A 20,253-nucleotide genomic window follows, 5' to 3' on the forward strand; every position below is an offset into this window, starting at 1 on the left:
GGTTGTTGTAACGAATGTAGCTAAATATTAGCGTAAAAGGGTAACGTTGCCACCCGTAGAATGATTGTACACCTCACCCGATTCGTCGATTTTTAAGAAAATCTTCCACACATACACGCCGTCTTGCAGGGGTTCGCCTTTGTAGGTTCCGTCCCAGCCTTTGGTTTTGTCATTGCTTTCAAAAATCAACTCACCCCAGCGGGTAAAAATCTTCATGTTAAACTCAATCACATCCTCCATGTACGGCAAAAACACATCGTTTTGCCCGTCGGCATTAGGGGTAAAAGCGGTTGGGAAAAAGAAATTACAATCGTAATCGCGGAAAGCCACATACACCGAGTCGGTGATGGTATCGCAAATATTAAACAGGTTGACAATATACAACCCTTGTTGTGCTACCCGTATGCTTGGTTCGGTGCTGCCTGTGTTCCACAAATACTTGGCGTTGGGGTTTTGGGCGTTCAGTATTAAAAACTCACGTTTGCAAAGAGTAGTGTCTAAAGGTAACGACAAAGAAGGCAGCGGGAACACCTTGGTGTATTTCTCGGTATCGCTATAGCAGCCGTTCACCTGTACGCGGTAAAATACCGTGTCGGCACCCGTAAAACGGGGGACAAAGGTATCGTTCCGCATATTTTTACCTGTGAAAATACCACCTGCCACCAGCGGTTGCAACGGTAGCGAATCATCATCGGTACAATAAAACAACTTTAGGCCGCCAAAATTGGGGTTGGGATGGGGGTACACCACTACATTTTTGGTGATAGAATCCATACACAACTCATCCGAGGTGAGCACCAATTCGGCGGTATAAGTGCCGGGGTTGTTAAACTGCCTGCGAATGTTTACCGAATCATAAGAAGTACCGTCGCTAAAACGCCACAAGTGGGTAAACGTTCCGCTATCAATGGTTGAGGTGTCTTTAAAGAAGAAGTCCTGCTCAAACAAACACTGGGCGGTATCGTTAATTACAAAATCGGGGTTGGGCTTGGGGAATAATATCGATGTGCCCCGTGCGGTATCGTAGCAGTTGTTATTACTGCGCGGAATAAGTGTAACTATAAAAGTGCCCTGTACAGGATATACATAGGTGGGGTTAATGGTCGTACTTCCGTTGCTGTTGCCGTAATCCCAAGCATAAGTGAGGGTTCCGTATTTAATGACTGATTGATTGGTAAATACAAAACGGTTGGTGTTGATACACTGTGATGAATCATTAACGCTATAAGCCGCCTGTGGTTTAGGGAACACCAACATAGTTTTGGCAATAGAATCTACGCACCCAAAGTTTGAGGTGGCTAATAAACGTACCCGATAGGTAGTATCGTAAGTATATACTTTAACAGGGTGGATGGCGGTATCTGTAGTACCGTTTCCAAAATCCCAGTCGTAAGTGTTGCTACCCAATTTTATGGTGGTTTGATTGGTGAAACGGTACAGGTTGTTGTTTACGCATTGGTCGATATCGTTTGTTGCGAAAGCCGGCGAAGGTTTGCTGTGGACAATTACATAACGTCCTCCGGTATCGGTACAGCCGTTATTGGTGGTTGCTCTTAATACCACTCTGAAAGTAGAATCGTAAGTATAAACAATGGCGGTATCAGTAGCCACAGCGGTTTTACCATTGCCGAAATTCCAGTTATACGTCATGCTGCCGTATTTCACCGCACTAGCGTTGGTAAACTGAAACTGGTTGTTATTCACGCACTGGCCGCTATCATTAATATTGAAAGCAATTTGCGGTTGCGGGAACACCACTACCTGCTTACTAATGGAATCTTTACAATTCCAGTTTGAAGTAACCAATAGCTTAATAGTGTAGGTACTGTCTTTGGCGTAAGTGCGGTTAGGATGCAGTTGGGTGCTGCTTCCGCCATCGCCCCAAAACCAATCAAAAGCCATTATGCCTTCGGCAATCACACTTTGATTACTCATTACAAAGCTGTTGCCCGTCAGGCATTGGTCGGTGTCGTTAATATTAAAGGCAGGAGTAGGTTTGGCATACACACTAATGTCTTTGGTAATAGTGTCGCGGCAATTAAAGTTTGAAGTGGCAATTAATACGGGTTGGTACTTGCCGTAGGCAGCATACACAATAGATGTATCTGTCGCCATTGATGTTTTGCCGTTATCAAAATCCCAGTTATAGGTAAGCGTGCCGTATTTCAGTGTGGTTTGGTTGGTGTAGTCGTATTTATTACCATTTACACACTGGCCGGTATCGTTAATGTTGAAGTTGGCAACCGGAGTGGGCAGCACAATCACTTGTTTAATCAACGAATCGGTACACTGTTGGTTAGATGTTGCCTTAAGTTTTACGTTATGGGTAATATCATTTGAAAACACAAACGACGGACTGGCCTGCGTACTGGTTCCTTCAGTGCCGAACTCCCAACGGTAACTTTGTGTGCCTGCGCTGATAGTGCTTTGGTTGGTAAACACAAAGTTGTTAATGTTTGAGCATTGGTCGGTATCGTTAATGGTAAACTGTACTTGTGGGACGGGGTAAGTCTCAAACTGGGTAAGCGAGGTGTCAAAACATCCGTATATGTTTTCTACAATTAACCGCACAAGGTACAACCCTACAGTATTGATGCTAAAAGTAGTATCGGCCTGTTTTGAGGTATGTCCCGACCCGAAAAACCAATCGTATTTTAGTGTGCCGATACCCGTAGTGCTGGTGCTGGTAAAAGCAAAGCTGTTGATGTTTAAGCACTGCGAGGCATCGTTAATAGTAAACGATGAGTTGGGCACAGGGAAAACCGTTATTTGTTTTTTAATGCTGTCTATACAGCCGTTATCAGAAGTTGCGGTCAGGGTTACCGTGTAATCCCCGTCAAGTGCATACACGCGGCTTCCAGTTGTGGTTATATCTGTAGAACCGTCGCCGTATTTCCAATCGTAGCTGTTAGTTCCGTACTTTAAAGTAGTTTGATTGCTGAACGTGTATTGATTGATGTTCAAGCACTGGTCGCTATCGTTCGCCGTAAATTTAGGAAACGGCTTAGGGAACACTGTAAGCGTTCGGGTGGTACTGTCTAAACAACCCCTGTCGCTGGTGGCAACCAACTTTACAGTATATCCTGTATCATACGTATAACTGTGGTTTTCATTAAACGATGTGCCCGTTGCTCCATCGCCAAACCTCCACAAAGCAGTGGTGCTGCCGTTGTTTATTGTGGTGGTATTGGTAAAGGCATACAGGTTATTATTTACGCATTGGCCCGTATCATTAATGGTAAAAGCAGGAGCGGGTTTTGATAACACCCGCACATCTTTTGCTATTGTATCACGGCATAGGTTGCCGTTGGTTACTACTAACTGCGCTGTGTAATAAATATCGTTGGCAAAGGTTTTGGTTACATCGGTGCTGGTAGCCGAGGTAGCATCCGTAAAACTCCAGTTACTGCTAAATGTTCCCGTATCAGTACTAGTATTGGTAAACACAAACGACTGTGTATTGATACACTGTGCGGTATCATTAATAGTAAAGCCTGCCGTTGGTTGTGGAAAAACGTACACGTACTTGCCCAATGCTCGGGTACACCCAAAATCAGAGGTTTCTGTTACAAAAACTGTTTTTCTTCCCGTGTCGGCATACACATGGGTAGGGCTGGTTGTGTTGGCGTTAGCACCGTCACCAAAACTCCATTCTGAAGTGAATGTTCCCGAAGGAATGCTTGAGCCGTTAGTAAATACAAAATTGTTGATGTTGATACACTGGTCGCTATCATTGATAGAAAACGCAGGCACCGGACGCGGGTGTATGGTAATAACCTGCGATGTTGAGTCTTTACAACTGCTGTCACTGGTGGCAATCAGCCAAACGGTATAAGTTCCGTGCGTAGTATACGCAGGAGTAGGTGTGGTTTGTATAGATGTATTACCGTTGCCGAATTTCCAAACATAAGTGGCAGTGCCGCTTGCAATGGATGAATTGTTTACAAAGGCAACGTTGGTTTCTGCACAAGTAGCAGGTGCTACAAAGCTGACCACCGGAACAGGATTGATGCTCACGTTTTTCGTTACAGAGTCTTCGCATCCTGCATTGGTAAGTATTTTTAGTTTTACGGGATAAGTACCTGCAGTTAGGTATTGGTTGCTTGGGTTTGAAAGTACAGATGTAGTTAAATCACCAAAATCCCAATCCCACCGTACCACGTAGGCGTTATTGGTTGAAGAAGAATCGGTAAACAATGTAATGTTTCCGTGGCAGGTGTTTTGCACCACAAAGTCAGCCGAAGGAGGAGGAGCAACCGCAATGTTTTTAACCACTGTGTCTGCACAACCCGATGATGCTGTTACAATAAGCGTAACGGTATAAGTGCCTGTATCGGCAAAGCTGTGACCGGGGTTTTGCAGGGTGGAAGTAGAGCCGTCGCCGAAATCCCAAAAGTGTGAAACTATCGTGCCTGAATCTAGGGTAGATGAATCCGTAAAGTTTAGTGAGAAACTGCTGCAAGCATTGGTGTTGCCAAAAGCAGCTACGGGTGTTCCACTTACGGCTACCAAGCGGATGATGTGTAATGCTGTATCAGGGAAAACTGCACGGCAAGTAACCGTCCGTCCCTGCTTACTGTCGTATTCGCTGCTTTCTGCTGTCAGGTAAGGTTTGTAAAGCCCTCCGCCTGTATAAATGTTAAATACGTTACTGTCGCTCAGTGTGGTTAGCGTGTTATTGCTGGCATCCCTAAAATTCCAGATGTATTTATTGGCATTGATGGTTTGGTTTGAGAACGTTATCAGCAGCGGACTGCAGCCTAAACTGTCTCCCACAATGCTAAAGGCAGGCACGGGGCCTTTTACGTTCATTTGTTTCTCGATACTATCCTTACAGCCTTGTGTGTTTTCAACTAACAGTTTTATGCTGTAATCCCCACCCCTCGGAAAATCAAAAAACGGATTCTGGATGGTACTTTTAAGGTTGCCCGGCATTATTGTCCATTTCCAGCTCACGGCACTATCATCATCAGGAATAGAGATGAAATTAAGCGGGTCGTATATCTTGGTAGAGTCAATCAACTGGTACACCTGCGGGCATACCAAGGTATCGGTAATACCAACATCGGCATAGGTGCCGTACACTGTAAAAATATCGCTGTGGGTAATGGTATCGGTACATCCCGAACTGTCTTTTAGAGCAAGCCTTACTGTGTAAGTGCCTGCCTTGTCAAAAACTTTTGAGGGTTGCCATCCATTCGTGCTAAAGCCTGCTCCATCCCCAAAATCCCACCAAACTGTTTCCTGATTGGCTGCCTGTCGTGCAGGGGTTCGCCACAAGGATAGCCCTTTATCGAAATAATAAATACTATCAAAAAATGTAATCGTATCTCCGGCACATATCTTTTTGGGTGTCATGTCAAAATCGCCCCCAAAACCAATATTAATGGTAACCGTTGCGCTGCCTTGGCAGCCGTCGGCATTTGTCATTGTAAGCGTTGCATCAAACGTACCTGCTGAATCGAATGTGTGTGAGGTGCTAAACAAATTAGGCCCGTTTATGGGTGCTCCCCCATCACTAAAGCTCCAATTGTAATCTGTGATCCCGGTTTGGGTTGTATCTGTTACCCTGAAGTTAACGGTTGTACCCACACAACGACTTACCGTAGGGTCAAAATCGTGGGTGATGGAAGGGTATAAGTCATTAAACTGAAATACATTGTGGTACCATGCAGTATCGTAGCAAAAGTTGCCTGAACTGTCTCGACCGTTACGGATAATCAAACCCAATGTTACCCTGCCGCCTGTATCGCACGGTGGGTTGGCGTATTGATAGTTGTGGCTAAAATCTTGCGGAACCCAAAACGAATTAAAACTACCCGATTGCTCAGCACAGGTAGAATCCCACATCACCCAAAACGTCTCACGGTCGCAGGCAGGGCGGGTAAGACTTAGTGAAAGTGATTTTGATTTTATGCTTTCAGGGCCTAAACAGTCGGGGCCACTAAACATCAATCCCGTAACCGGTGGAGTGGCTGTTGGGTCGGGACCTGCTTTTGGCGGCAGTAATGCTAAATCAACACTGTTTGAATCTGAACATCCCCAAAGAGTATCGTACAATATCAGCATGGGACGGTAGCAGGCTTCTTTGCCCGGAGTGTACCAGTGTTTAACGTTGAGTGAATCGGCAGAATAGTTACAGTTTACACCTACATTGATACCGTTTTTGGTATCGGTAGTACAGTTAGGGGCCCAAACATCTTTAAAGTCCCAAATACGTTTTATGTTGCCCGGCGCAGGACCGTGGTTGGATAGGTAAGGATTGGTTATAGAGTTGCTAAATACTACCGTATCGTGTATCTGGCATTGGTAGCGATTTAGCGGTGTGCCTATGCTGGCACGTGGTCCTAAAACGGTTACGGTGCGCACATTTGCCAGCGTATCACAGTTGATGGCCTGTATCCGCAAGGTGATAGTGTAGTTACCGGGTGCACCGTAGCTGTTACCTGCTGTCCACGTTGTGTCGCTGGTACCGTCACCGAAATCCCAAGTGGCGTTCGTGCCAATGTTCACAGGGTTGCTTACCACAAATGAATTACCGTAATAGCAACTGGTGTCTTTGTTTACCGTTGGGTTAAAATTCAGTACTGTGCTTTGTACAGATGTTTGTGAAAGTAACGTTTTTGGGCAGCCCGATGTATCTGTAGTTATTAACTGAATATTAAAGTTACCGTTTGTGGTATATAAGTGCTGGCTTTGCAGCCAATGGGTCGAATCTATCCTGCCGTCGCCATATACCCAACGGAATCGGCGTATTTTGCTCGAATCGAACGTAGAAGTGTTATTCAGTGTTACTTGGGTGGTAAAGCAATCCTTGTTTTCTATAACCGTAAACGTTGGAACGTAATCAGGCAACACTACCACCGCTCCTGAAACTTGTTTGCTGGCAAAACAGTTGTTAAAATCGGTAACCTCAAGGGTAATAGGATAACTTCCGCCCAAATCATCACTATAACTGTGGCAAATGGTTTTAGTACTTACTGGGGTGGTGTTATCTAAAAAACCGTCACCAAATACCAAAGTCCGTTTCCATATCGGGGCACCAAAGGGCCCTTGCTTACTTGAGTCGGTAATGCAAGCACTGTTTCCCTCAAAGCAAAGGGTGTCGTTTGCTATCACAAAATTGGCAATGGGTAAGCTTTGCACGGTAATGCTGTCAAACTGTGCAAAACAAGAGTCTGTACCGCCATGTGTAACCCTCACGCGGGGCTTAAAGTAGCCGCCCGTGTTGTAAGTATATAAAGGCGATTGTAGGGTTGATGAGTTTCCATCACCCAAACGCCACAAAAAGGCTGTTCCGCTGGTTTCATTCACTGTAACGCTAAGGTTAACCGAAGTACCTGCGCAAAACTGAGTATCACCAACACTAATCACGGGCTTTGAGTATACCCGTAGTGATTGCGTAACGGTATCAGCGCACCCGCCTACTGTACCTACAATCAATTTTACAGTGTAAGTACCTGTATCAGCGTAGGTATAGTTGGGATTAGCTTGGTGTGATGAATCGCCGTTGCCAAAAAACCACCGCCAGCCTGTAATGGCATCTCCAACCGTTGTGGTTGAGTTATTTGAAAACTTGGTGACGTTTTGTTTGCAGTTATCGTAGCGTGTAAATGCAGCCTGCGGACTTTTTATTATGTAGATACTGTCGGTTAATGTATCTGAACAAGCCGACCCGTCAGTTACAATTAAGGTTATGAATAAACGTCCTGAATCGGTGTACGAATGGTTAGGGTTTTGGGCATTGCTAAAGTTAGAAGGACTTGAAGCATCGCCGAAATTCCATAGGTAGGTTAATGTGCCACTTCCTGTCGAACTGTTTGTAAAGGGAACAGCTTGTCCACTACAGACGGTATCTTTAGGAAACGTGAACGAAGCATTACACTGGGCTGCGGCTTGTTGAGGGCAAAGTAATACCAATGCGGCTAAAAGACAGAATACTATCCCCGCCGATACTTTTTTCGGTATGTGTTTATGTGCAAAAACCACCTTGCCTTAATGTACTAAGATACGCAATTTAGTAGCAAATGGTTGACTACATGGTAAGATTCAGGTAAAAAACAGTTTTTTATACCAAAATTGATCTAGTAAGTGAGTGATAAAGCGAGAGTTCGTTCGTCGAAAAGTGACGAAACGTATTGTTTGGCGGGTTAGTAAACCAAACGCTCCCCGTTAGCTTCAATCACTAATTCTTTGGAGGCTGATGCTTCGGTGTACCCCACAATTTGGGCATCAAGGTTAAATGACTTAGAGATGCGGATAATATCCTCGGCGGTTTTCTCGTCGGTATATATCTCCATGCGGTGCCCCATGTTAAACACCTTGTACATTTCTTGCAACGATGTGCCCGATTGTTCTTGTATGGTTTTAAACAACGGAGGAAGTTGAAACAAGTTGTTTTTAACCACCTTCAAATTATCTACAAAGTGCAATATTTTGGTTTGTCCGCCACCACTGCAATGCACCATACCTTTAATGGCTTGTTTGTGTTCGGCAAAAATGGCACGTGCCACAGGCAAATACGTACGGGTAGGCGATAACACCATTTTGCCTGCATCTAATGGGCAATTTTCAACCGAATCGGTAAGTTTTAAGGCACCGGCATACACAAGGCTTTCGTCAACTTTAGGGTCGTAACTTTCAGGATATTTCGCGCGGTATTCCTTCTCAAACACATCGTGGCGGGCAGAGGTTAAGCCGTTGCTGCCCATTCCGCCGTTATACATGGTTTCGTAGGAAGTTTGTCCGTACGATGCAAGCCCAACAATCACCTGCCCTGCACCTATACGAGCATTGTCAATAATGCTGTTGCGGTGCGTACGGGCAGTAACGGTGCTATCCACAATCACGGTGCGTACAAGGTCGCCCACATCAGCAGTTTCACCGCCTGTACTGTAAATATTCACCCCAAAAGAGCGCATATTTTCAATAAACTCTTCCGTGCCTTCAATAATGGCTTTCATCACTTCACCCGGTACTAAGTTTTTATTACGGCCAATGGTGCTTGATAGTAATATGTTATCAGTAATGCCTACGCATAGTAAGTCATCTGTATTCATCACCACCGCATCTTGGGCAATACCTTTCCATACCGAAAGGTCACCGGTTTCGCGCCAGTAGATGTATGCCAGTGATGATTTTGTACCTGCGCCATCGGCGTGCATTACCACGCAATGGTCGGCACTGTTACTCAAAAAGTCAGGTACAATTTTGCAAAAAGCCTTTGGAAATAAGCCTTTATCTATATTCTTGATGGCATTATGCACATCTTCTTTTGCCGAAGAAACCCCGCGTAAAGCGTATTTATCTGTCATATCGTTTCACAAACCACTGCATAAGGCAGGGTGTTGAGGGTACAAAATTACAAAATCCGTGCTCTTTAGCTTATACGAATTGTAAACACCTTAGCTTTTTGTAACTTACCTTAAAATTGTTTGTATGCGTTATGTAGTTTACATCGCTGTGGGTATTGCATGTTTTGGGTTTGCTTCGTGTAAGAAAGATAATCCTACGGTTGAGCAACCCCTTAAGGCTAATCCGTTTGAAGGAGGTAAAGGGGGAAGTTTCAGCCGTGCCTTTTTCAGTGGGTACAATGGGGTACCAATAGCGGCTAGAATGTATCTGAAGTACGGAGATGATAAAATGCCGGGTGATAGCACAAAATTTGATGAAAAGCATGATGCTGTGAGGGAGCCCGGTTTTAGTTATCATGCCCATTTTGACGGGCTTACTAAAGGCACTTACTTTTTTTATGCAGTATCAGGAGTTTTGCAGTTTGATACTGTAATCGTGCTTACCGATTCTTCTGAGTTATCAGATAATATTGTAGTTGAATTAAATTAATATTTAATTTACTACTCAAGCAGGTTAGAAAATAATTCAAGCAGGTTGCCCTCGGGGTCACGTAAGTGAGCAACCCTAAGACCCATTGCAGGTACATCCGATGGGGGGTTCAAAAACTCAACACGGTCACTCAACTCGTGGTAAAGTGCATCCACATTGTTCACCTCTATTATAATAACAAACTTGTCGCGGGCATCAACGGGCAGTTCTTTATCAGCATTACCAACCACGGGTGCCATCAAGTCTGACTTGAAAATAGATAAACCGCTCTGTAGACCGATGTTAAAACTAGCGTATGAGTCGCCCCTTTTTCCGGCACTTGCCTCAAGGCCCAGCAGGTTTTTGTAAAAATCAAAGCAGGTATTAAAGTCTTTAACAAGCAGTCGGATATTATTGAGCTTCATAGCGGGAGTACTTAGTTGGGTTTAAACGCAGTTTACACAGCCTTTACTTTTTCTCAGTCGTTTAACACAGAGCGCTGAATAAAGTTCTGTGGTGTTGTCTTGTTTCTTTTCGGTGGTTGACTATTTAAAACGTAACAAACCTACTAAAAAAACTACTTGATTTTACTACTACAATGCACAAATAAAATAAGTATTTGTATAATCAACCATCATAAACTTGCATATACAAGTAAAATGATTTTATCTTTGCCCCGATGGAAGAGAAAATCGAAACGCCAAATTTTGATAAGGTGAATCCAATAGAGTGTGTTAACGCCAAGCTGCGAAAATTGCAGCGTAAAGTTGCCTCACTGTATGATGCACGCCTTCGCCCTTTTGGACTTGAAGGCAGTATGCTGGCGATTTTGTTTGTGGTTGGTAAGATGCCGGGAATCAATCAGAAAACACTGGCCGACAAGTTGGTGCTTGACCCTTCAACCATGAGCCGTGACGCAAAGAAGTTGGTTAAAAGAGGGTTGATACAGGCAACAAAAGGCGAAGATCCCAGGAATACTGTACTTGCATTAACTGTTCAAGGATATGAGTTGTTAGAGCAAGTGTCGCCTGTTTGGGAAGCGATGCACCATAAAATTTCTGATTTATTCGGGCGTTTCAGTGTGCAACAGTTGGACATTATGACAGAAGCTATTAACCAAAACATGGATGAGTTACGAGCCTAAAAATTTGACCATATAATTGTATATACACTTAAAATAAATTAAACTATGAAAGCAGAATCTTTTGGTATAACCTTTGCATACACCGCGCTATTGCTGATTACTACCCTTGGGGTAGCGTTTGTTTTTAAAAGTGCTGTTAGTCAGTCAACAATGAGAAACAAACTGTTTCCTATAATTTTTCTTATTTTAGTTTGGATTGTTGATAGTATTTTATCTTTAAAAGGAGTTTTTTTAGATACTATTAAAAGTACCCCTCCTGTTTTTTTTCCTACAGTGTTGGCAACAATTTTACTGGCTGTATACTTCGCTCTAAAGTATGAGCCGCTTACACATTTTAAAGAAGAGAATATGAAGTATGCGGTAGCACTTCAAACATTCAGACTCCCGTTAGAGTTGATTTTTGTTTGGGCACTGCACTTGGGGATGATACCCCAACAAATGACCTTTGAAGGTTTAAATTATGATGTACTTGTTGGGCTAACAGCTCCTTTTATAGCGTATTTCGGTTATCACAAAAGGGTATTGCCAAAGTGGGCATTGGTGGCGTGGAACGTTGGCGGTTTGATTTTACTTGCCAATATTGTTACTGTAGCTATTTTATCAGCACCTACTAACTTTCAGGTGTTTACAAACGAGCCGCATAATACAATTGTACTCGAATTCCCTTATATATTCATCCCCTTCTTTTTAGTGCCATTAGCTTTGTTCGGGCATTTGTTTGCATTGCGCAAACTGCTGGCTAAGTATTAATTACAATAAAAAGTTATTGGTAAATAAAGGGTGTAGTGTTTTAAAAAATGGGTGTATTTTTTGAGATATTTACTGAAAAGATAACCATTAATGATGCACGTCTTCGTTGTTAATGATGCTCAAATAGCTGTAGTATCTTTCCGGGCGAAGCGTGCCTTCTTCAATGGCTTTTAGTACGGCACAGCCCGGTTCGTTAAGGTGCAGGCAGTCGTTAAATCGGCAGCTTCCCATCAGAGCCTTCATCTCAGGGAAATAGTGGGCAACTTCGGTTTTGGCTAAATCAACTACCCCAAAATCTTTAATACCCGGGGTATCAATAATCCGTGTACCGTCTTCTGTCTCAAACATCTCGGCAAAAGTAGTGGTGTGTTTTCCCTTTAGCGAGTAGTCGGATATTTCTCCTGTTTTTTGTTGTATCTCGTCAGAAAGTTTATTGATGAAAGTAGATTTTCCTACGCCTGAATGCCCTGAAACAAGCGTGGTTTTTCCTTTCAGCTTGTCTTTAAGAGCCGCTATGTTAGTGCCGTTTTTGGCTGATACCTGTATGCAGTCGTAACCGAGAGGTTCATAAATTGCTTCGTATTCGCGCAACAATTGCATCCCCTCGTCTTCATACAAATCAATTTTATTGAAGGCAAGAATAACGGGAATGTGATAGGCTGTGGCCGTTACCAAAAATCGGTCGATAAATCCCGTTGAGGTGCGCGGTAAAGCAAGGGTAACAAACAATAAGGCTTGATCGATATTAGCGGCGATAACTTGTGTTTGCTTACTGAGGTTATTGCTTTTGCGAATGATGTAATTTTTGCGGGGATGAAGCGATACAATCATCGCATTGTTGGTATCGCCTTCGGGCTCAATTTCAACGTCATCACCAACAGCAATGGGGTTTGTACTTTTAATGCCTTGTAACCTGAATTTTCCTTTAATCCTTGCCTGCCATACCTTTCCTTCGTCGTCTTTCACGTCGTACCAACTTCCGGTTGATTTGGTAACAATACCTCTCATAGTTATCGGTTGGCGGTTGTCAGTGTAAAGCCCGCGTTATAGCATTTATAAAGCGTAAGCATTATACTGAAACCGGATTAAAATACTTCTTTGGCAATAGCATAAGTGGCTGCGCTACGCCCCATGGTGTAAAAATGCAGTACGGGAGCACCTTTAGCCTTCAATTCTTTTGATTGCTGCACCGCCCACTCAATACCAATTTGTGCTACTTGTTTATCGTCTTTGCAAGCCTCTACAGCTTCAGTCAGTTCTTCAGGCAAATCCATGTGGAACAAGTTTGGCAGCACATACAATTGCTTTTTGGTAGTTAGTGGCTTCAAGCCGGGTATAATGGGCACATTGATGCCTGCTTCGCGGCATTTGTCTACAAACTCAAAATACCTGCTGTTGTTGTAAAACATTTGGGTAACGATAAACTCCGCACCTGCCTCAATTTTCTTCTTCAAAAAAGCCATATCGCTTTTTAGATTGGGTGCATCGTGGTGCTTTTCAGGGTATCCTGCCACACCCGCACAAAAGTTAGTAGGGAATGCATCTGCTAATTCATCGTCCAGATAAACACCCTTATTCAACTGTTGTATTTGTTGCAATAGTTCAAGTGCGTTGGCATTTCCGTTAGGCTCAGGCTTAAAAGAACTTTCGCCTTTGGCATTGTCGCCGCGTAGTGCCAATACATTATCAATGCCCAAAAAGGCAAGGTCAATCAATGCGTTTTCAGTTTCCTCACGGCTAAACCCGCCACAAATCAAATGGGGTACAGCATCCACGTGGTATTTGTTCATGATAGCCGCGCAAATAGCTACCGTGCCGGGACGTTTTTTAGTAGTTATTTTACGGTAGCTGCCATCCGGAAGTTTCTTTTCTATAAACTCTTCTCGGTGGTAGGTTACATCAATAAACTTGGGATTGAACTCCATTAGCGGGTCAATACCTTGATATATACTTTCAATGCCTTTTCCTTTTAGCGGGGGTAAAATCTCAAACGAAAACAATGTTTCGCCGTTGGCATTCTTAATGTGGTCGGTAATTTTCATTATCGGTTTTTACAGGAACGCAAAAATAGACAAAGTTTTTGTTGCTGTTGCGGCTTGTTTTGAAACAGTTGCGAAACTAAATTTCGCAAAAAAATTATGGTGAAGTTTGATGTTGAAATAACGGCCGAAGAATATATAAAATTGAATTACAGGATTGTGTATGGCAATCCTGTGGTGCTGATTGCACTTTCAGCTTGTGCGGTAATAGTGGCTACAAACTTAACCAACGGTGGTTGGGATGCGCTGACAAAAGGCCCTGCGGATATTATTGCATTATTTGCGCTGGGTTATTTATTGTTGTTTTTACCCGTTACCTTGTTTTACAGGGTGAGGGGGCTTTATTACCGTATGGCCGCCCTTAATGAAAAGCAAACGTTTACTACCGATGATACAGGGGTGAATATTAAAGGCCAGACTTTTGAAGTGAAGAACGAGTGGAGTGCATACAAAACAGTGGAACTTAAAAAGGACTGGATGGTACTGTGGAAGGCAAAGAATTTTGGAAATTTTGTACCGCTGCGTTCGTTTAAAAGCCCCGATGATTTAGAGCAGTTTATAGCAATGGCGCAAGAAAAAGGGATAAAAGTGAGGGGTAAGCTACCTTCAAAATAAGAGGAAAAGTTTACGGCTCAACAATGTCGGTTTCCCTTTTCATTTCCCATGTTCCTTTTATGGGTAACAGGATGGCGGGCATCATACCGATAAATGTCAGGCCAAATTTAAACTTCCATTCCCCTTTAAAAGAATTGTCATTCACACCAGTACCTTTATAATATACTGTTGGATGTTTTTTTGATTTATCAATAACCCGTTCCCCTCTTATAAGCAACGTTCTAAAGGGCATTTTTTTGGTAAAACTCATAACGTTTCCCTCAACTGTGCCTTCAATCCGACCTATGCCTTCCATTCCGAGGGTGTTTTTATCGTCCTCAACCGTGCCATAAAATTTGTTGCCGTTTACAGTATCTATATAAATACTAAACATCGTTTTGTCGACGCCCCTTATTTTGTCAATCTTTTTATTGTTATAGGCATACCAGCCTACCCATTTGCCTCGCATATTCATTTTAACGAAGTTAACAAAGCCACCGCGTATCAATACGATTTTTTACTAAATGAAAAACAAAGGCCGGCAGAAGGATTCCCCTGCCGGCCTTTATATTATATAGTATAACTATAGGGTGGTTTTCTTAAACTTACCAAAGTATAGATATAGTGCGCCCACATCGCCGTGGTATACGCCAACTTCAAGGCCGCGTATAATGCGGTCGTTGCCTGTTGTTGGTTTGTACTTAGTTTCGGGGTCACCGTCGCCAAACGTATAAACTTTAGTGCCCAAATAGGTGTTATCTTCAATGTCCATCACATCAAATGCCTGTCCGTACAATTCAGTGGTGTACATTTTAGTGTCGCCGGCATTCAAGCCCATGCCTGTTACTACATAGCCATTAGAGCACACTGTTTCGGTTTCAGCATTACTGCTGTAAACTTTTACGTGATTTCCACTGCTATCCTCAGTGTACCAGTCGGTATTTCCTGTTTCAAGGTTTAGTAACTTGGCATTAAGAGTTTTTAAGTTGCTGTCGTCAACCGAGAAGCCTAATCCTACTATTACCATATGGCTTTCTGTATCGGGGTCAAGAATAAATTTCTTTTCTACTGTGCCGGAGTTGATGGTTTCTTTGCTGCCATCCACTTCCCACGCCAATGTTTGGAAACTGAAAGGAGTGAGAACGCTTTTAATTGCAGCATCTATTTCATCAATGCGCTCTTGGTTGGTTGGGTCAACCAATACAGAAAGCGGCTGTAACGAAACATTTGTGTCGTTATCAAAACTAATCAAGCTCCAGTTTCCTTCATTTACCGATGCTTGCCACGCGTCGTAGCTGCTTGTTGTTGTTCCTCCGATAGTGTTTAGATACAAATCGGTTTGGCTCACTGTTTCGGTTGAAGTTGTGCTGCTGGTATTAGTGGTTGATGTGCCTATTTTTACCCCTTCTACCTCTGCCGATGCCGATAGGGTGTTGGTTACCTCGGTGGTGCTGGTGGCAGAGTATTTTGAGATACTTTGCGAATACATCCAAACACCTCCAAAATATCCGGATGCAAGAAAGTGTGTGCCGTATTTGCTTACTACATCTTCAGCAGACATACTGCCGTTAATATCAGCATTTACAGAGTCTTTCATTAATGAACGCCAGTACTCGGCGTCACCTTTCATCACAATTTTGTAGATAGTTTACTGCGAAAACTGTTTGGCCAGCGCCATTGAGCTTTCGTAGTAATTGTCGGTGGTTTGTGAGTAGCATTCGTTCATCTCGCCGGTAAAACTACCGGTAGAGCCGCTTACTCCCACGTTGACAGAGAAAGAGTTGTTTACATCTTCTGAGTAGAAAACCTCTGAGGTGGTTTCACCCATGTGGTCTTCAAAAGTGGTGTCTACCTGTAAATCTTCAGATGCGTAAAATTCGCCTAACGACCCGATATCGATAGATTGCATTTCGGTACTGAAGTTAAACAGCTGTGTAGATTTTACTGAGGATGAGCGAGCAATGCGTCCGCTTCTTACATTGTAGATGCGCCCCATTAGGTCGGCGCCGGTTAGTGTGGGCATGTCAGAGCTAGCAGCCTGAACGCCGTTGATAGAATTTTCCATAATAAAGTTAGTTATAATGCGTGTGATAGTATGTTTCAAAGGTTAGTAATCAAAAGATATAAATCAACTTGAATATTATTTATTTTTTGTTTATATATTAATTAATTATAGGAGTAATCCAACCCCTTCAAACAAAAACAGTCTAAAAAGTAGCAAGTGCTAAAAATTTGGTAACTTTGCGCACATTTTTAAGCAATGACTTTAAGTATTCTTTTATTTGGTATGCCCGGAGGTTCTGAATGGATCCTTATCTTGGTAATTGCCCTTTTACTGTTCGGCGGTAAAAAAATTCCTGAATTGATGCGTGGACTTGGCAGCGGTATCCGTGAGTTTAACGATGCCAAAAACAAAGTGAAGGATGAGATACAAGAAGGTATCAAAAATCCTCCTCCTGCTGAAAAGGAAGCAAAAACCGAAAGCAAGTAAGTAATACCAAGCGGCAAACAATTAGTGGCTTTGAAGAAATTTCAATCGTTGGCACAGGTACGTGCTGAAATCAGCGCAGGAAATCTTACCTGTGTTGATTTGGTGCGTTATTATTTGCAACGCACCGAAGAAAAAAAACACCTGAATGCTTTGTTGGAAGTATATGCCGACGAAGCACTGCAACACGCTGCCCAAGTGGACGAAAAGCTGAAAAGCGGAACCGCTGGTAAGCTGGCAGGCATGGTGTTGGTGCTGAAAGACAACATTTGTTTTAAAGGTCACAAAGTGAGTGCATCCAGTAAAATACTGGAGGGTTTTACTTCGCTATACTCTTCAACCGTTACTGAACGGTTGCTGGCCGAAGACTGTATCATATTAGGACGTGCTAATTGCGATGAGTTTGCGATGGGTGCCAGCAATGAGAACAGTGCCTACGGACCAGTATTAAACGACTTAGACAATACCCGCGTGTCAGGCGGTTCATCGGGAGGCTCGGCCGTTGCCGTTCAAGCCGATTTGTGCTTGGCAGCTTTGGGTAGTGACACGGGTGGTTCGGTGCGACAACCTGCGGCCTTTACAGGCTTATACGGATACAAACCAACCTACGGGATGGTGTCGCGTTGGGGTTTATTGGCCTACGCGTCATCGTTAGACCAAATTAGCCCCATTACATCAAGCGTTAGTGATATGCAAGCAATTATGGATGTAATTGCAGGCCCTGATGAGTTTGATGCCACACTAACCCAACAACCTGCGCCTGCCTTTATGCTTCCTGCCGATACAGGCAAGAAACGTATTGCCTATATCAGCCAAACCCTTTCTTCTGATGGGGTGAGCGCAGATATTAAGAACGGCACGCTGGCACTTATTGAAAAATTGAAACAAGAAGGCCATACGGTTGAAGCGGTTGATTTTCCGCTGATAGACCAAATGGTGCCTTGCTATTATGTGCTTACCACTGCTGAAGCCAGTAGCAATCTTTCGCGCTACCAAGGCTTGCAATATGGTTACCGCAGCCCTAATGCCACCGATTTGGAGAGTACTTTCAAAAAATCGCGTAGTGAAGGGTTTGGTAAAGAAGTACAACGCCGTATCATGCTGGGCACTTTTGTACTTTCGGCAGGATACTATGATGCATACTATACCAAAGCCCAAAAGGTGCGCCGTATAGTACAGCAAAAGACCAATGAAATTTTAAGCAAGTACGATTTTATACTATCGCCTACTACCCCTACTCCGGCGTTTAAAATCGGCGATAAGGCTGCCGACCCTGTAGCCATGTACCTTGCTGATATTTTTACCGTACAAGCTCCTTTGGCGGGTATCCCTGCCATCTCTGTTCCCGCAGGAACAGATGCAAGCGGAATGCCTTGGGGCATTCAACTGATGTCGGCCAAAAACAGCGATGCACAATTGCTGGCTTTTGCTGCTGCAATAAATTAATGTTAAAAACTATTTTACCTTTTCTGCCGTTTAGGTATTAAATCTGCAATAGATACCACTGATGCGTTTTTTTAAATATACTGCCTACCTTGTTTTGTGGTGCTTAGTACCTGCTGCTGCAACCGCTCAAACCGACTATGCCAACAGGCTTGCCACCATTCCCGATGTTAATATAAAATACAATGCCGTTGTTGACGGCTATATTAATGAGTTGCTTCGCACGCCTAACAGTGCTGCACAGGCATTGGGCAGGTATATTTATTTCAAACCTGTTATCGATTCAATGCTTACGCAATACGGAGTTCCTTCGAGTGTAGGGTTGATGGTATTGGGTAATAGCATGGCCGATTGCACCTACAGCGATGCTGAAGGCTATGCCGGTCCTTGGGCTATGTCTTACAACGTTGGTCGTTTGTGGGATTTAAAAATGAACACTTATGTGGATGAACGCAGGGATTTGGCTAAATCATCGTTTGCAGCCGCCAAGTGTATGAAGGAACTAAGGTTTTTGTACAACTCGCCCGACCTTGCCCTTGCTGCATTTGCCACCAATACTACCACTATTAACAAGTATATCCGTCTTACAGGAAACAAGTTTAACTACTGGGATATGTACGACAGTCTTCCCAAGGCTGCTCAAAAAATTGTCCCAGCATACTTAGCGGCGGTTTACCTGTACCATTTTCATGCTGAACACGGCATATCGCCCATTGCATACAACCCTCCCGCATACGATACGGTGTCTGTCAACAAATGGCAATCGTTTGATGAAATGGCAACAGTGCTTAATGCGTCAAGCAAAGAGCTGAAAGAATTGAATCCTGAATTTAAGCAAGGAATTGTACCAACTTCACGCATCCCTTACGTAATTAAACTGCCTTCAAAAAGTAAGCAGCACTTTAATAAATTGGATGCACTTGATTTTAAGCCTTACAACACCAATCCTTATATTGAGAAAGTACCCGAACTGGAGAATAGGAATTTGCCCATTCGCAAAGGTTCTGATACTGCCCAAAGTGATGTTGCTGCTACTCCGAAGAAGGCAAATACACCCACCTCAACAGTTAAAAATACTGAAGACGGGGGTAAAGAAAAAAGCGATACTACTACGCATATTGTAGCCAAAGGTGAGGGACTTGGAACCATTGCCCAAAAGCACGGTGTGAAGGTAGACGATATTAAAAAATGGAATAACCTTAAGGGGTATAATATCTATCCCAACCAAAAGTTGGTTATATACAACAGCAAGGCTAAGTAATCCGCACGTTTTCTAAAAAATATACATTTGCAGTAGCAAGTAGTATATTTGTTTGCAGCATGGATAATATCACTCCCAAAGAACGCATACTAAAAAAAATAAGGGCGGGGTTGTTGTATAAAACGCCCAACAAGCACCCCGAAATTGACCTTGAGCATAGTGTGTATGAGGATATTACCGACCCCATGCCCGAAGTTTTTGCAAAGAACCTTTCATTGGCGGGCGGCAAGTTTGTGTTTTGCCATAGCAAATATGATTTTATTGATAGCTTGATAGACCTGCTTGAAAACAAGAAGTGGGATAACTTGTATTGTTGGGACAAAGAGCTAAAAGCCGACTTAGAGGATATTGAACAGGATTTTGTACGCACCACCAATAATTTGGAAAGTGCGCAGGCATCGCTTACCACCTGCGAATGCCTGATAGCCCGCACAGGAACAGTAGTAACCAGTTCGCTAAAAAACAGCCGCAGTTTGGTGGCAGTTCCCCAAGCTCACATTGTAGTTGCTTGGATGAACCAAATAGTGCCGGATATTAAAGACGGTTTAAAAACCCTTAACAACCGCTACGGTAAAAAACTCCCTTCGGCCATTAACTTTATTACAGGGCCCAGCCGCACTGCTGATATCGAAATGCAACTGGTAACCGGTGTGCACGGCCCCAAAGAGTTATATGTGTTTTTAATAAATGCTAAAAAGTAATACGGCCTTTA

The 20,253-nt window shown here is 43.3% G+C and carries 16 protein-coding genes; 8 read left to right on the top strand and 8 right to left on the bottom strand.

From position 1 onward, the window contains the following. Positions 1–27: 27 nt before the first annotated feature. The gene (locus F9K23_16860) at positions 28–7,989 is read right to left on the bottom strand and encodes a PKD domain-containing protein (GenBank protein KAB2913494.1); all 7,962 of its coding nucleotides are present in this window, start codon (positions 7,987–7,989) and stop codon (positions 28–30) included. Positions 7,990–8,150: 161 nt separating this feature from the next. Further along, a complete protein-coding gene (locus F9K23_16865) occupies positions 8,151–9,314 on the bottom strand; it encodes a phosphoribosylformylglycinamidine cyclo-ligase (GenBank protein ID KAB2913495.1) in 1,164 nt (387 codons plus the stop codon). A gap of 124 nt (positions 9,315–9,438) precedes the next feature. Here F9K23_16865 and F9K23_16870 point away from each other — a divergent pair, with 124 nt between their 5' ends. Further along, positions 9,439–9,843: a hypothetical protein gene (locus tag F9K23_16870; GenBank protein ID KAB2913496.1), complete on the top strand. Its 405-nt coding sequence runs from the start codon at positions 9,439–9,441 to the stop codon at positions 9,841–9,843. Between the two features lie 11 nt (positions 9,844–9,854). On the opposite strand, the gene F9K23_16875 is transcribed toward F9K23_16870, so the two are convergent. After that, positions 9,855–10,247, bottom strand: coding sequence for a VOC family protein (locus tag F9K23_16875; protein ID KAB2913497.1), 393 nt, complete (start codon positions 10,245–10,247; stop codon positions 9,855–9,857). Positions 10,248–10,501: 254 nt separating this feature from the next. On the opposite strand from F9K23_16875, the gene F9K23_16880 reads away from it, so the two are divergent. Then, complete coding sequence (locus F9K23_16880) at positions 10,502–10,966, top strand: MarR family transcriptional regulator (GenBank protein ID KAB2913498.1); 465 nt, start codon at positions 10,502–10,504, stop codon at positions 10,964–10,966. 45 nt (positions 10,967–11,011) lie between these two features. Continuing rightward, positions 11,012–11,716 carry a hypothetical protein gene (locus tag F9K23_16885; GenBank protein ID KAB2913499.1) on the top strand — a complete coding sequence of 235 codons (705 nt, stop codon included), beginning with the start codon at positions 11,012–11,014 and terminating at the stop codon, positions 11,714–11,716. Positions 11,717–11,803: 87 nt separating this feature from the next. Here F9K23_16885 and rsgA read toward each other — a convergent pair whose 3' ends face one another. Both rsgA and metF read right to left on the bottom strand, forming a co-directional pair. Beyond that, a complete protein-coding gene (gene rsgA / locus F9K23_16890; GenBank protein ID KAB2913500.1) occupies positions 11,804–12,724 on the bottom strand; it encodes a ribosome small subunit-dependent GTPase A in 921 nt (306 codons plus the stop codon). A gap of 77 nt (positions 12,725–12,801) precedes the next feature. Then, a complete protein-coding gene (gene metF, locus F9K23_16895; protein ID KAB2913501.1) occupies positions 12,802–13,758 on the bottom strand; it encodes a methylenetetrahydrofolate reductase [NAD(P)H] in 957 nt (318 codons plus the stop codon). A gap of 96 nt (positions 13,759–13,854) precedes the next feature. Between metF and F9K23_16900 the strand changes: the two genes are divergently transcribed. Further along, complete coding sequence (locus F9K23_16900) at positions 13,855–14,370, top strand: YcxB family protein (GenBank protein KAB2913502.1); 516 nt, start codon at positions 13,855–13,857, stop codon at positions 14,368–14,370. Between the two features lie 10 nt (positions 14,371–14,380). Here the strand turns inward: F9K23_16900 and F9K23_16905 are convergent, their stop codons facing one another. From F9K23_16905 to F9K23_16915, 3 genes are all read right to left on the bottom strand, one after another. Further along, a complete protein-coding gene (locus tag F9K23_16905) occupies positions 14,381–14,824 on the bottom strand; it encodes a hypothetical protein (GenBank protein KAB2913503.1) in 444 nt (147 codons plus the stop codon). Between the two features lie 108 nt (positions 14,825–14,932). Next, positions 14,933–15,982 (bottom strand): hypothetical protein, encoded by a 1,050-nt coding sequence (locus tag F9K23_16910; GenBank protein ID KAB2913504.1) that lies wholly within the window; start codon positions 15,980–15,982, stop codon positions 14,933–14,935. Between the two features lie 15 nt (positions 15,983–15,997). Beyond that, positions 15,998–16,414: a hypothetical protein gene (locus tag F9K23_16915; GenBank protein ID KAB2913505.1), complete on the bottom strand. Its 417-nt coding sequence runs from the start codon at positions 16,412–16,414 to the stop codon at positions 15,998–16,000. A gap of 195 nt (positions 16,415–16,609) precedes the next feature. Here F9K23_16915 and F9K23_16920 point away from each other — a divergent pair, with 195 nt between their 5' ends. From F9K23_16920 to F9K23_16935, 4 genes are all read left to right on the top strand, one after another. After that, entirely contained in the window at positions 16,610–16,840 is a 231-nt protein-coding gene (locus F9K23_16920) for a twin-arginine translocase TatA/TatE family subunit (GenBank protein ID KAB2913506.1), read from the top strand. A 30-nt stretch (positions 16,841–16,870) separates the two neighbouring features. Continuing rightward, the gene (gene gatA, locus F9K23_16925) at positions 16,871–18,283 is read left to right on the top strand and encodes an Asp-tRNA(Asn)/Glu-tRNA(Gln) amidotransferase subunit GatA (GenBank protein ID KAB2913507.1); all 1,413 of its coding nucleotides are present in this window, start codon (positions 16,871–16,873) and stop codon (positions 18,281–18,283) included. Between the two features lie 61 nt (positions 18,284–18,344). Further along, positions 18,345–19,541 (top strand): LysM peptidoglycan-binding domain-containing protein, encoded by a 1,197-nt coding sequence (locus tag F9K23_16930; protein KAB2913508.1) that lies wholly within the window; start codon positions 18,345–18,347, stop codon positions 19,539–19,541. 59 nt (positions 19,542–19,600) lie between these two features. Beyond that, positions 19,601–20,242 (top strand): hypothetical protein, encoded by a 642-nt coding sequence (locus tag F9K23_16935; GenBank protein ID KAB2913509.1) that lies wholly within the window; start codon positions 19,601–19,603, stop codon positions 20,240–20,242. Positions 20,243–20,253 lie beyond the last annotated feature (11 nt).

It is taken from the genome of Bacteroidota bacterium (assembly GCA_008933805.1).
Taxonomy (GTDB): domain Bacteria; phylum Bacteroidota; class Bacteroidia; order UBA8524; family UBA8524; genus SB11.